Below are 13,837 nucleotides of genomic sequence, written 5' to 3'. Positions count from 1 at the left end.
CGATGATGTAAATTGAAGATTGGTCTGTTTTACATAACCATCAGTAATTGAAAACGCCCGCCGACCTTCGCCAGGACTTTGTGCGCAACGTGCAGCTGCGCCACCTGCGCTGCCTTGTCGCGGTGGCGCAGGAGCGCCATCTCGCGCGCGCCGCCGAGCGGCTGTCGCTGAGCCAGCCGGCGGTGTCCAAGACGCTGGCCGAGCTGGAGGCCATCGTCGGGGCGCGCCTGGTGGAGCGCGGCAATGCCGGGCGGCGCGGGGTGCAGGGGCTCGCGCCGGCCGGCGAGCAGCTGCTGGCCCATGCGCTGCGCGTGCTCGAGGCCATCGACGCCAGCGCGCAGGCGGTGGCGCCCGCCTCGGGCGAGCGCGTGGAGCGGCTGCGCATCGGCGCGCTGCCGAGCGTGGCGCCGGCGCTGCTGCCGGCGGCACTCGCGCGCTTTCGCGAGCGCTGGCCGTCGGTGCAGGTTGTGGTGAAGAGCGCGGCCAACCCGGTGCTGCTCGACGAGCTGCGCGCCGGCGAACTCGACCTGGTGGCCGGCCGCATGAGCGATCCGCGTCTGATGGGCGGGCTCAGCTTCGAGCTGCTCTACACCGAGCCGCTGGTGTTTGCCGTGCGCCCCGGCCATCCGCTGGCGGGCCGGTCGACCCGGGCGGTGTCGGTGCAGGCGGTGCTCGGCTTTCCGCTCGTGGTGTATGGCGAGGGCACCATCCCGCGCCACAACACCGAAAGCTTCCTGTCGGCGCGCGGCCTGGCGCTTCCGCCCCACGCGCTGCAGACGCTCGACGTCGCGGTGGCGCGCGGCCTGGTGGCGGTGTCCGACGCGGTCTGGATCACCCCGCTGGGCGCCGCGCGCGGGGAGCTGGCCGACCAGCGGCTGGTGCGCCTGCGCATCGAAACCGCCGGCACCGACGAGCCCGTGGGCCTGCTGCTGCGCAGCGACGCCGAGCCCTCGGCGCTGCGCAGCGCCATGGCCGCGCTGCTGCGCGAGGGAGCGAAGCAGCAGGGCGCGCTGCCTTCCCGGAAGGCCGGCTAGTCCTTGGTTGCGCGGCGCTGCACGCAGGCGACGTAGCCGTCGCCGTCGGGCGGCCGGCCGGCGCGCTGGCTCTCCCACATCATCTGGCCGAGGCATTCCATGGCCTCGTGATGCGCATCGAGCAGCGAGCCGCGGCGGGCGGCCAGCAGTTCGACGGCCTGGCGGATGCCGCGCGGCTGGTCGATGGAGCATTGCTCGCTGATCGAAAGATGCATCGACAGGTGCAGGAACGGGTTTTCGCGGCCGTTCGAGCCGTCGTACACGCGCGCCACGGCCGCATCGGCGTCGGCAAGGTCCTCGTGGTATTCGGGGTGGGCGTCGATCCATCCCGCGGCAATCGTCTCGAGCGCTTCCATCGGCAAGCCTTGGCGGTGCTTGGCGTACACGTCGCAAAAGAAGCGGCGCACGTCTTCCTGGGAGGGATTGAACATATCTGTATGGAGAAGCTGGAAAGGAAAAAGAGGGAAGGGAAAACCGCGCGCCGGCAGCCCGGAATGCGCCCGATGTTCCGGTAGCGGGACGTTACGCCGTAACGTAACGAATGGTCAAAACAGCGTCCAAAGCGCTGTTCCGGCCGACAGCGCGGGCACTCGTTTTCAGAAAAATATCCATAAGAATCAATAACTTGCGTTCTTGGCGAACCGGTGGCTCAAAAGAGTTGGCAGCACGGCACGCTAGTTGCCCCTGTAGATGCATCTTTTGTCACAGAGGCTGTCATGAACGCACCACAAGCACCGACCCATTCGACCGAAGGACTTGCCGCCAGTGGCGTTGCTCCTGTGGTCATCGCCCAAGCCACCAGCACACCGCTCGGCGCTCCCGCCGCGATGAGCTCGTCGGCACCTGCCGCTGCCGCGGCGCCCTCGAGCATTGGCACATTGTCCAATGCTACGCCGGGCGTCGCGGTGATGCGCGAGGGTGTCCGCATTCCAGTGGACGGCAACCAGACCCTGATCGCGGGTGACCGCGTGATCGTTCCCGAAGGCGGGCAGGCCAACGTCCTGTTCCCCGGCTCGGCCACCAACAAGGCGCCGCTGGCCGGCGTCTTCACCGGCGGCACCGACGCCACCATCGGCTCGACCAAGCTGCCCGGCGGCCTCGAACAAGTGAATGTGGATGTCGCCTCGGGCGACCTGCAGGTGACCCCGCCCGACAGCGACGCCGACGCGGCCGCACTGGCCGTCACCAAGAAGGTCGCGGCCGGCAGCGGCCTCGGTCTCGGCGAATTCGCGCTCGGCGCACTGGGCGCCGCTGCGCTCGGTGCCGCGCTGGGCGGCGGTGGCGGTGACGACGGTGGAACGATCCCGTTCTTCGCCGGCAGCGGCGGCGGTGGTGGCGGTGAGAGCGATGCGGATGCTGATTCCGATGCGGATGCTGACGCGGATGCCGACGGCGATGCTGATGCCGACGCGGATGCTGATGCTGATGCTGATGCGGATGCGGATGCGGATGCCGATGCCGATGCCGATGCTGATGCCGATGCCGATGCCGATGCCGATGCTGATGCCGACGCCGACGCCGACGCCGACGCGGATGCCGACGCCGATGCCGATGCGGATGCCGACGCCGATGCCGATGCGGACGCCGACGCCGATGCGGACGCCGACGCAGACGCAGACGCAGACGCAGACGCAGACGCAGACGCAGACGCAGACGGCGACAGCCTGCTCGATCCGGGCGACGGCGCGGCTGGCGGCCTGGTCGGTTCGATCGGCGACACCGCGGGTCTCGGCGACTCGCTCGACCCGGTGCTGGGCGTGGTCGACGGCGTGACCGACGTGGTCGACGACGTGCTGGCCCCGGTGCTCGGTTCCGAGTTCTCCCAGAACGATCCCAACCAGTTCGATCCGGCGGACGATTTCGTCGAGACCGTGGCCGATGGCGTGGGCGGCGTGGCCAGCCCGATCGTCGACGGCCTGCTCGGCGAAGGCGCCACGGGTGCGCTGGTCGACCAGCTGGTCAAGCAGGTCGACTACGTCACCGACGCGCTGCAGAACGGCCTGGACAACCTGGTGGGCGATGAAGGCATCCTGAGCGGCCTCACCGGCAGCCTCGGCCTGGACGGCGCGCTCGACGGCCTCGTGGGCGAGGATGGAGTGGTCGGCAACGTGGTGGACGGCCTGCTCGGCCAGGACAGCCTCCTCGGCGAGCTCGTCAGCGAAGACGGCCTGGTGGGCGGCCTGCTCGGCGAGAACGGCACGCTTGGCGGCCTCATCGGCGAAGGCAGTGCCGTCGGCAGCCTGCTGGACAACGTGATCGGCGACGACGGCATCGTCGGCGGCCTGCTGGGCGAGGACGGCGCCCTTGGCGGCGTGGTCGGCGGCGTACTGGGCGAAGAGGGCCTGCTGGGCGGCCTGATCGGCGCGGGCAGCCCCGTGGGCAGCCTGCTCGGCGGCGACGGGGTGGTGGGCGGCCTGCTTGGCGGTGACGGCGCGCTGTCCAGCCTGCTGGGCAGCGAAGGCCTCACCGGCGGCCTGCTGGGCCAGGACGGCGTGGTCGACAACCTCCTGGGCGACGGCGGCGCCGTGAGCGGCCTGCTCGAAGACAGCCCGCTGGGTGGCTTGCTCGGCGGCGAAGACGGCCTGCTCGGCGGCGTGACCGATGGCGTGCTGGGTGAAGGCGGCCTGCTGGGCGGCGTGCTTGGCGATGACGGCGTGGTCGGCGGCCTGCTCGGCGAAGACGGCTTGCTCGGCAGCGGCGGCGCCATCGGCAGCCTCCTCGCAGAAGACGGCCTGCTCGGCGGCGTGCTCGGCGAGGACGGCCTGGTCGACAACCTGCTGGGCGACGGCGGCCTGCTGGGCGGTGTGCTCGGCGAAGACGGCCTGGTCGGCAACCTGCTCGGCGGCGATCTCCTGGGCGGTGACTTGCTCGGTGGTGACCTGCTGGGCGGCGTCCTCGGCGAAGACGGCCTTGTCGGCAACCTGCTCGGCGGCGATCTCCTGGGCGGCGATCTGCTCGGTGGTGACCTGCTCGGCGGCGTGCTGGGCGAGGACGGCCTCGTCGGCAACCTGCTCGGCGGCGATCTCCTGGGTGGTGACTTGCTCGGCGGCGACCTGCTCGGCGGCGTTCTCGGTGAAGACGGCCTTGTCGGCAATCTGCTCGGTGGTGACCTCCTGGGCGGTGATCTGCTTGGCGGCGACCTGCTCGGTGGCGTGCTGGGTGAAGACGGCCTCGTCGGCAACCTGCTCGGTGGTGACCTCCTGGGCGGCGATCTGCTCGGTGGTGACCTGCTCAGCGGCGTCCTCGGCGACAACGGCCTTGTCGACAACCTGCTCGGCGGTGACCTCTTGGGTGGCGACTTGCTCGGCGGCGACCTGCTCAGCGGCGTGCTGGGTGAAGACGGTGTTGTCGGCAGCGTGCTGGGCGGCGATCTCCTGGGTGGCGACTTGCTTGGCGGTGACCTGCTCGGTGGCGTGCTCGGCCAGGACGGCGTTGTCGGCAGCGTGCTCGGCGGCGACCTTCTGGGTGGCGACTTGCTTGGTGGTGACCTGCTGGGCGGCGTGCTCGGCGAAGACGGCATCGTCGGCGGCCTGCTCGGCGGCGATCTGCTTGGCAACGACGGCCTGGTCGGCAGCGTGCTCGGCAGCGATGGCCTGCTGGGCGGCGTGCTGGGCGGCGGCAGCAGCCCGGTGGCCAACATCCTGGAGCCGGTGCTCGATACGGCAAGCACGGCCGGTGCGGCGCTCGAACCGGTGGTTGCCACGGCATCCACGGTGGCAGCGCCCGTGACCGACATCCTGGCCGGCGCAGCCCCGACGGTCGCTCCGGTGGTCGACACCGTCGCCAGCGTGGTCGACACGGTGGAGCATGCCGCGCCGATCGTGACCGACGTGGTCACCCCGATCACCAGCCTGGTGGACCAGGCCGCCGGCACCGGCAGCGTTCTGACCCCGGTGGCGAACATCCTGCACGGCCTGCTGGGTTAAGGAACAAGAGCAGTAGAGGAGAAGGAAGAAAAACAACGCACCAGGGCCAGGCCGCCGCGGCCTGGCCCGCGAAAGGAATCGATATGAAGAACAGCAGCAGCAGCTACCGGATACTGGCCATCGTCGCCCTCGCAGCAAGCCTTGCCGCTTGCGGAACCGCCGCCACGAGCGGACGCGAAGACGCCACCTACTACTACTCGAACAAGGCAGCCCCGGTGGCGAAGGTGGAACCACCTCCGCCCGCGCCGGTGCAGAACGGCCCCGCACTGAAGATCGTGTACTTCGACTTCGACAAATACGACGTCAAGCCGCAGTACCGCAACGTGGTGGAAGCGCATGCGAGCTACCTGCGCAACCGTCCCGCCAGCAAGGTGGTGATCGAGGGCCACACCGACTTGCGCGGCGGCCGCGAATACAACCTTGCGCTGGGCCAGCGCCGGGCCGAATCCGTGCAGCGCGCGCTCACGCAGCTTGGCGTGCCGGGCGAACGGATCGAGGCCGTCAGCTGGGGTATTGAAAAACCCGCGTCGCTCGAAACCACCGAGGAGGGCCATCAGCTCAATCGCCGAGCCGAATTCAGCTACCGCTGAAACACGGAGAAACGCGATGCCTTCGATGGGAGTTCCCGGTCCGGGTGCGACCGGCCTCCCGCATTCGACTGGGGCCGAATGATGTCCTTCTCCGACCAGCTCCATGCCTGCCACGAGCGCCTGGCCTCGGTGTGCGCGGCGCTGCCGGCGCCTTATCCGGCCTTCACGCTTTTCTTCTCGGTGAGCGACGGGTCGCAGCGCGCGCACGTGGTGCACGCGCGCGCGGCCGATTTCGAAACCGCGTGGCACGAAGGCGCCGAGGCCGTGGAGCGCTGGGTGCGCGACTGCGGCATCGTCTCGCCATGGCTGCGCATCGACTGGGTCGAGGGCGCAAGCCCGATCGACTGGGCGCAGTTCAAGGCCCAGCTCGCCGGCGTCAAGCGCAACTATTTCCGCCTCGGCCTGGCCTTCGACCAGGACTTCGAGACCGCGTTCACCGAGCAGGAGCTCAACGCCAACGCCATGCTGAGCGGCGATTCGACCATTGCGCATGCCGTGGTGAATGCGCGCAACTTCGAGGCCTATGCCCAGGCGCGCTTCGCACGCGCGCTGCCGCTCGAGCTGCCGGCCGACCAGCGCGTCTACCTGCTCGCAACCGTGGGCGTGTTCTGCCAGGCCGACTGCGTGGTGCACAAGCTCGTGGGCACGGGGCTCGATGCCGGACGGCGCCAGGCGCCGGCGCTCGCGCCGCAATCGGCGCTCGACCTGGTGCGCAGCGGCGCCTCGTACCTTGCGCGCCAGGTGCAGGACGACGGGCTCTTCGTGTACGGCTACTTTCCGTGCTTCGACCGCCGCATTCCAACCTACGACGCGATGCGCCATGCGAGCGTGCTCAGCGCCATGATCGAGGCGTGGGAGCTCGTGCGCGACGACAAGCTGCGCCTGGCCATCGACCGCGCGCTCGACCATCTCGCGAACACGCTCATCCGCAGCTACACGCTGGCCGACGGCACCGAGGTCGCCTTTCTCGTCGACACCGGCGAAGAAATCAGGCTCGGCGGCAACGCCGCCTGCGTGCTGGCCCTGGTGAAGTACTGCGAGGCCATGGACACGCGCGACTGGCTGCCGCTGCTGGAGAAGCTGGCGCTGGGCATCGCGTCGCTGCAGGATGGCGCCACCGGCAGCTTCAGCCACGTGCTGCATGCCGGCGACTTGCGCGTGAAGCAGGCCTCGCGCGTCATCTACTACGACGGCGAGGCGGCCTACGGCCTCATGCGCCTGTACGGCCTCACGCGCGATGCAAGATGGCTCGCCGTGGTCGAGAAGGCCTTCGACCATTTCATTGCAAGCCAGCACTGGCAGGCGCACGACCACTGGCTGAGCTGCTGTGTCAACGAGCTCACGCGCTGGAGCCCGCAGGAAAAGTACTTTCGCTTCGGCCTGCAGAACGTGGCCGGCTACCTGGACTTCGTGCTCGACCGAAAGACCACCTTTCCGACGCTGCTCGAACTCATGCTCGCGGCCCAGCAGATGCTGCAGCGCCTGGAGGCCACGCCCGCCATGCGGCACCTGCTCGACGAGCTCGACACCGAAAAGTTCTACCGCGCGCTGGAGTACCGCGCCCACTACCTGCAGAACGGCTTCTTCTGGCCCGAGATGGCGATGTACTTTCGCCGGCCCTCCACCATCGTCGGCTCCTTCTTCATCCGGCACCACGCGTTCCGGGTGCGCATCGACGACGTGGCGCAATACGTGTCGGGCTTCGTGGCCTATCGCCGCTACCTGCTGGAGCGCCCGGCCGTGCCCGGCGCCGGCAGCGCGAGGGACGACGGTGCCGCCGCCTGGACCGCGGGCGAAATGGCGCGCGTGACCGGCGGCGAATGGGTGGTGCGCCCGGAAGACGGCTGGCGCGCCAGCGGCGTGACGCAGCGCTCCTTCCTGCGCAAGGGCCGCGTGGTGTTCGAGCACCAGGCGCGGCCCTCGAAGACGCCGCTGGCCGCGGTGGCGCTCAAGGGCGTGCTGCAGCCGGCCGCCGCCGTGCTGTGCACCGATCCCGCACCGCACCTCGACAAGCGGGTGCCGGTGCTCCAGGTGGACGACGTGCCGCAGGCCGTGCTTGCACTGGGCGCGCATGCGCGCACCGAGTTCACGGGGCGCGTCTGCGGCGTGCTGGGCAGCGGCACCGCCGGCGCCACCGTGGCCGCGATGCTGGCCGACGCCCTGGCCGTGTGGGGCGAGGTCGGCCGGCCCGAAGGCAACGTCAGCCTGCCCTCGGGCATGGCCTGGAACCTGACCTGCATGCCGCGGCATGCGGCCTACTGGGTGCTGGAGATGGGATCGCCGCACATGCTGGCCACGGCCCAGCTGGTGCGCCCGATGCTGGCCGTGGTGACGGGGCTGTCGGCCGCGTCGCAAAAGCACCGCGGGCCTTCGGAAGCCGCCGCGCGCATGGACAGCCGCATCTTCGAGGGCATGGCGCCCGGCGACAGCGCGGTGCTGAACCGCGACCTCCCCGAGTTCGCGACCTTTGCCGAAGCCGCCATGGCGCACCAGCTGCAGATCGTGACCTATGGCGAGCACAAGGACGCCGACGTGCGGCTGCTCGCCTTCGACCATGGCGAGGTGCAGGCCCAGGTGCTCGGCGAGCCGTTCCAGTTGCGCCTCAATGCGCCGGGGCGCCACATGGGCGCGAGCGCCGTGGCCGCGCTGGCGGCCCTGCAGGCGATGCGCCTGAAGCTGGCCGCCGCGGTCGAGCCCTTCGCGCAGTTCGAGCCGCCGGGCGGACGCGGCGCGCTGCACACCATCCACATCGGCGGCGGGAGCTTCAAGCTGATCGACGAGACCTACGACGCCAACCCGAGCTCGATGCGCGCCGCGCTCGAGCTGCTGTCGCAGGCGCCCTGCGAGCCGGCCCGCCGCGTGGCGATCCTCGGCGACATGCAGGAGCTCGGCCCCGCCGCGCAGCGGCACCACCTGGACCTGGAGCCCGAGCTGCTCGCATCGCAGCCCGACCGCGTGCTGCTGTGCGGCCCGCTGATGCGGGCGCTGCATGCGCGCATCCGCACCAAGGTCCGCTCGCACTGGTTCGTCGATGTGTCCGACCTGTCGACCGCGCTGGGCGGCCTGCTGCAGCCGGGCGACTGGGTGCTGGCCAAGAGTTCTGCCGGTGTCGGCCTGTCCCGGCTGGCCCGGGTTCTGAAAGCATTGCCATGATCAAACTGAACGCTCAGGCGTCCTTGCCCTATCAACGCCAGGCCGCGCCGCAGCGCCGGTGGTGGCTGGGCTGGCTGCAGTTGTTGTGCGCCTGGCTGCTTTGCATGTTGCTGTGCGCCAACGTTGCGCTGGTGCTGGCGCAGGGCCTGCCGAAAGACGAAGCGGCGCCGGTCGTGGCTAGAAAAGCGGCGGACTGCAGCCTGTCTGTCGAGGCCGCCAAGGACGCCGCTGCGGCCAATGCGGAAACGGTGTCGCACACGCTGAGACGTATGTCACGCTGCAGCGCTTCGTAAGTATTGATTTTGTCTTGTAACAACTGGGTAACAGTCGATAATGGCGCAGGCGTCATTGCCTGACGGATCGGCCCTTCCCATGATCAAGTTTCTCTTGCCCAGCCAACTGGTGGCCGAGGTGCCCGAAAAAGCAGGTGCGAGCCCGTACGCGGGTGCCCTGCACACGGCGTTCCGCGCCGCCTACCCACTGGTCAAGAGCGCGGCCTGGCGCTCGCTGCCCATCAGCCTGTTCGGCCTGCTGCCATCGATCTTCCTGCTCCAGGTGTATGACCGCGTGCTGTCGCGCAGCGGCGTCTCCACGCTGGCCGCGCTGGTGTGCGGCATCCTGTTCTTCCTGTGCATCGAGTTCTGGCTGCGCTCGGGGCGTTCGCGCCTGTTGCGCAATGCGGGCGCCATCATCGACCACGGGGTCTCGGGCGCGCTGCTGCATTCGATGCTGAACCGTCCGCTGCGTGCGCTCGAAGCGCGGCCGGCCTCGATCTGGCACCAGTTCTTCCGCGACGTGGCCTCGGTGCGCGGCACCGTCACCGGCGGCCTGGCGCAATCGATCTTCGACCTGCCGATGGCGGTCTTCGCACTGGCCGTGATCGGCATCGTGGCCTTGCCGGTATTGCCGGTGGTGGTGCTGTTCCTTGCCATCATGGTCTTCCTGGCCTGGTGGTGGGCCGACGAGGTGCGCAGCGGGCGGGTCGAGGAAGTGCAGCGCGGCCGCGGCCTCGAGCGCATGACCTCGGAGATCTGCAACGCGCGCGAAACGCTCAAGACGCAGGCCAACGACGGTCCCACCATCGAGATGTGGCGCCAGTCGTACAACTCCTGGCTGAGCGAAAGCTTCAGCAAGAACGGGCAGATCGAAACCGCGCGCGACGGCACCACCGTGCTGATGACGGTGTTCTCGGTCATCGTGGTCACGGTGGGCGCCATCTCGGTGATGGAGCAATGGATGACGGTGGGCGGCCTGGTCGCCTCCAACATGCTGGCCCTCAAGGCGCTGCAGCCGGTGGCGGGCCTGGTGTCGAGCTGGCGCTCGCTGGCCGCGGCCAAGGAAGCGGCCAAGCGGCTCGAGACGGTGCTTGGCGAGCCGGTGGAAAAAGCGCCCACCGGCATGACGCTGCCGCAGCCGCTGGGCCGCGTCACCTTGAAGGACGTGAGCTTCAGCTTCACGGAAGACGCGCACCGGCCGGTGCTGGAGAACGTCGACCTGGACATCGGGCCGGGCGGGCTGCACGTGATCGTCGGGCGCAACGGCGCCGGCAAGTCGACGCTGGTCAAGCTGCTCTCGGGCCTGTACACGCCCACGCGCGGCGTCATCAGCATCGGCGAGTACGACCTTTCGCAATTCGGCCGCGAAGAGCTTTCGCGCTGGATCAGCTACCTCTCGCAGGAGGTGTACTGGTTCGGCGGACCGCTGATCGACACCATGCGCCGCACGGCCCCGGGCCAGACCGACGAGCAGGTGGTGGCGGCCTGCAAGCTCTCGGGCGCGCACGAGTTCATTTCGCGCATGCCCGACGGCTACCGCACCGTGGTGGGCGAGGGCGGCACGGGCCTGTCGGTGGGCGAGCGGCGCAAGCTCGCGCTGGCCATGAGCTTCCTGCGCAAGCCCTCGGTGCTGGTGCTCGACGAGCCCAGCAACGACCTGGACTTCCAGAGCGAGCGCACCCTGCTGGCCACGCTGCTCGCGGTGGCCAAGGTGCGCACGGTGGTGGTGGTCACGCATTCGCTTCGCATCGTGTCGGCAGCCAGCGTGGTCTACCACGTGACGGGCCAGGGCAACGTCGAACAGGGCACGGCCGCCGTCATGGTGCCCAAGCTCTTCGGCGTGAAGAAGGCGCTGGTGGCGCTCCCCGATTCCACCGCAGGCGAGGACGATGCCGACGTGCACTCGCAGCAAGCCGCCGCCAACCGTTCCATGGCCTGAGCGGCCGATCGATCGAAGAGTAATTGGGGACCGCGACTTGAAATCAGATTTGCCGCAGATACTGCAGGACGAGGATCACAAGCGCGCGGCGCAGACATCGCCCAAGGGCCGGCGCCGCAAGTGGGTCATTGGCGGCGCGGTTGCGCTGCTGGCCGCTGTCGGGCTGGGCTTTCCCATGGAAACCGTGGTGGTGGCACCGGGCCGCGTGATCCCGTCGGACCGCGTCAAGTCGATCCAGCATCTGGAAGGCGGCATCGTCAGCAGCGTGCTGGTCAAGGAAGGCGACAAGGTCACGCAGGGCCAGCCGCTGGTGGAGATCGACCTGGGCGGCAGCGGGCTCAATTTCGAGGAACTCACCGCGCGCTACGCCGCCACCCAGGCCACCCGCATCCGGCTCATGGCCGAGAGCCGCGGCCAGCCGCTCAGGCGCGAGAGCTTTGCCGCCGACATCGACGAGAGCGTGCTCGACGGCGAGACCGGCGCCTACGAGGCGCGCGCGCTCGAGCAGCGCGGCGTGATGGCCGGTGCGGTGTCGGGCCTGGAGGGCGCGCGCAGCCGGCTGCTCGAGCAGCAGGCCAAGGTCAAGGGCCTGAACGACCGCCTCGCACTGATGCAGAAGGAACTCGAGATCTCCGAGCAGCTGCTCAATGAAAAGCTGGTCGGCCAGGTCGAAGTGCTCGAGAAGCGGCGGCAGGTCGAAAGCGTGCGAAGCGAGCTGGCCGTGGCGCGCCAGGGCGCCATCTCCGCGAGCGCTGCCATCACCGAGGCGCAGGCCAAGATGGCCGAGGCCGAAGGGCGCTTCCGGCGCCGCGCGTCCGACGAGCTGGCCACCGTGGAGCGCCAGTTCGCCAGCCTCAACGAAGACCTGGCGCGCGCGCGCACGCAGCGCTCCCGCACCATGGTGAAGGCGCCCGCCGACGGCATCGTCAAGGGGCTGCGCAGCGCCAGCCCGGGCTGGGTCATCAAGCCCGGCGAAGCCATCATGGAAGTGGTGCCCGACAAGGACGAGATCATGATCGAGGCGCGCCTCAATCCCAACGACCGCGGCTTCGTCGAGGTCGGCCAGGCGGCGCGCGTCAAGATCACCGCCTACGACTACCTGCGCTATGGCGCGGTCGAAGGCAAGGTCACCCTGGTGGCCGCCGATGCCGACCGCGACCCGGCCATTGCCAACGCGGCGCCGTACTACCGCATCCTCGTGAGCACCGAGCAGGCCCACGTGGGCCGCGAAGAGAACCGCATCACCGCCGGCATGGAGTCCGAGGTCGACCTGAAGGTGGGCACCGATCCGTTCATCTGGTACATCCTTCGGCCCGTGCTCAAGCTGCGGCGCGAAGCCTTCCGCGAACCATGATGGGCAGCAACGTGGCCGGCCGGCGCCCCGCGGGCACCGGTGTTCTTTGTGCAGTGCTGTGCGCGAGCTTTGCGCTTCCTCCCGGCGCCATGGCGCAGGAGGAGGCGCCCGCGCAGCTGATGCCGGCGCGCCGCCTTTCCGCGCCATCGATCGGCGCCGCCAGCTATGCGCAGCGCGTGAAGCAGGCGCTCATCGCGCTGTCGCAGGACTACCCTGAAGTGCAGACCGCGCAAGCCGCCGCCAACACCAGCAGCTTTGGCGTGGACGCCGCCAAGAAGGCCCGCTACCCGCGCTTCAAGATGGGCACCGCCTCCGGCACCTACAACAGCGGCGCGGACAACGCGAAGACTGAGAACTACACCGTGCTCACCGCCGAGGCGCGCCTGAGCCTGGTCGACGGCGGCGCCATGAACGCCGCGATTCGCGCCGCCGAGGCCGGCAACCAGGCCGACGACGAGGCCGTCGTCACCACTTCGCAGAAGGTGGTGCTCGATGCGCTGACCGCCTACCTGCAGGTGCAGCGCTTCGACCTCAAGAAGCAGATCGCGCGCAAGTCCACCGAGGTGGTGGCCGAGCTCTCCAAGGCCGAGGCCCGCCGCGTGGCGCTGGGCGCCGCCGGCGAGAACGACCTGAACATGGCGGCAGCGCGCCGCGCCAGCGTGGCTGCACGCGAATCCGACTTCCAGGCGCAGCGCGACGAGGCGCTGGCCAAGTTCAACACCTACTTCAAGTTCACGCCCAACACCGATTCGCTGCCCGTGCTGGCCGCGCCCGCGTACTGGCGCATCGCTTCGCACGAAGAGGCCCTGCGCCGCGCCGAGGAGCGCAGCACCGAAATCTCCGAAGCCAAGGGCCGCGTGGCGCGCGCCCAGGCCCTGGTCGACCAGCAGGAGGCCAGCATCTGGCCGACCGTGGATGCGGTGGTCGTCAAGAGCAAGGACCCGCGCGGCGTGTCGCCGCAAGACCCGACGCGCGCGGCCTTCGAGCTCAACTGGAACTTCGGCAACGGCTTCGACCGCCAGCTGCGCCTGAAGTCGGCCCTGGCCGAAGTCGCCAACCAGGAAGCCAAGCTCGAAGGCGTGAAGCTCAACCTGCTGGAGCTCACCTCGGCCTCATGGTCGCGCGCCGTGTCCGGGCGCGAGCGCGAGCGGCAGCTGGCGGAGGCCGTCAGCACATCGGGCCAGGCCTTTCGCGGGCGCCGCCGGCTGATGGAGTTCGGCCGCGAAACACTGCCCGCCGTGCTCGACGCGCAGCTCGACTACTACAACCTGCTGTTCGACTACGTCGACGCCGTGTTCGACCTGCGCATCACCGAGCTGCGCCTGGCGCGCACCACCGGCGAACTGCGCATCGACGCCGACGCGAGCAATTCCTGGATCGACCGCATCTTCGGCCCACCGAACCGGCCCGCGCTGAGCGAAGACGGCCTGCTCACCGCGCTGTGCATCTCGAGCAACGCAAGCTGCGCCAGCGAGCCTGTTGTGGCCGAGCGCGGTGCCACCGCAACCGCGGCGAACCCGCCGCTGCGCCGGGCCGCGCGGCTGGCAAACCGCTAAGCGAGCCGCA

Annotated in this window: 9 protein-coding genes; 8 read left to right on the top strand and 1 reads right to left on the bottom strand. The window is 69.4% G+C overall.

Annotation, left to right across the window (positions count from 1 at the left end; genetic code table 11):
* Positions 1–47: 47 nt before the first annotated feature.
* The gene (locus tag ACAM58_RS22120) at positions 48–1,034 is read left to right on the top strand and encodes a LysR substrate-binding domain-containing protein (protein ID WP_018906846.1); all 987 of its coding nucleotides are present in this window, start codon (positions 48–50) and stop codon (positions 1,032–1,034) included.
* Here the strand turns inward: ACAM58_RS22120 and ACAM58_RS22115 are convergent.
* Positions 1,031–1,465: a DUF1841 family protein gene (locus tag ACAM58_RS22115; RefSeq protein WP_018906845.1), complete on the bottom strand. Its 435-nt coding sequence runs from the start codon at positions 1,463–1,465 to the stop codon at positions 1,031–1,033. The genes ACAM58_RS22120 and ACAM58_RS22115 overlap by 4 nt on opposite strands.
* A 285-nt stretch (positions 1,466–1,750) precedes the next feature.
* On the opposite strand from ACAM58_RS22115, the gene ACAM58_RS22110 reads away from it, so the two are divergent.
* From ACAM58_RS22110 to ACAM58_RS22080, 7 genes are all read left to right on the top strand, one after another.
* Positions 1,751–4,960 carry a hypothetical protein gene (locus ACAM58_RS22110; RefSeq protein WP_369663554.1) on the top strand — a complete coding sequence of 1,070 codons (3,210 nt, stop codon included), beginning with the start codon at positions 1,751–1,753 and terminating at the stop codon, positions 4,958–4,960.
* Positions 4,961–5,043: 83 nt separating this feature from the next.
* Positions 5,044–5,550: an OmpA family protein gene (locus ACAM58_RS22105; RefSeq protein WP_015867230.1), complete on the top strand. Its 507-nt coding sequence runs from the start codon at positions 5,044–5,046 to the stop codon at positions 5,548–5,550.
* 78 nt (positions 5,551–5,628) lie between these two features.
* Entirely contained in the window at positions 5,629–8,703 is a 3,075-nt protein-coding gene (locus ACAM58_RS22100; protein WP_018906843.1) for a Mur ligase family protein, read from the top strand.
* Positions 8,700–8,996, top strand: coding sequence for a hypothetical protein (locus ACAM58_RS22095; protein WP_018906842.1), 297 nt, complete (start codon positions 8,700–8,702; stop codon positions 8,994–8,996). Before ACAM58_RS22100 ends, ACAM58_RS22095 begins: the two co-directional genes overlap by 4 nt.
* A 79-nt stretch (positions 8,997–9,075) precedes the next feature.
* Positions 9,076–10,917, top strand: a complete 1,842-nt coding sequence (locus ACAM58_RS22090; protein WP_018906841.1) for a peptidase domain-containing ABC transporter — start codon at positions 9,076–9,078, stop codon at positions 10,915–10,917.
* A gap of 37 nt (positions 10,918–10,954) precedes the next feature.
* Positions 10,955–12,271, top strand: a complete 1,317-nt coding sequence (locus ACAM58_RS22085) for an HlyD family type I secretion periplasmic adaptor subunit (RefSeq protein ID WP_015867226.1) — start codon at positions 10,955–10,957, stop codon at positions 12,269–12,271.
* Positions 12,268–13,827, top strand: coding sequence for a TolC family protein (locus ACAM58_RS22080; RefSeq protein ID WP_018906840.1), 1,560 nt, complete (start codon positions 12,268–12,270; stop codon positions 13,825–13,827). Before ACAM58_RS22085 ends, ACAM58_RS22080 begins: the two co-directional genes overlap by 4 nt.
* Positions 13,828–13,837 lie beyond the last annotated feature (10 nt).

The organism is Variovorax sp. V116 (assembly GCF_041154435.1).
In the GTDB taxonomy this organism is placed as follows: Bacteria; Pseudomonadota; Gammaproteobacteria; order Burkholderiales; family Burkholderiaceae_C; genus Variovorax; species Variovorax paradoxus.
This window is presented reverse-complemented; position numbering and strand designations above follow the sequence as displayed.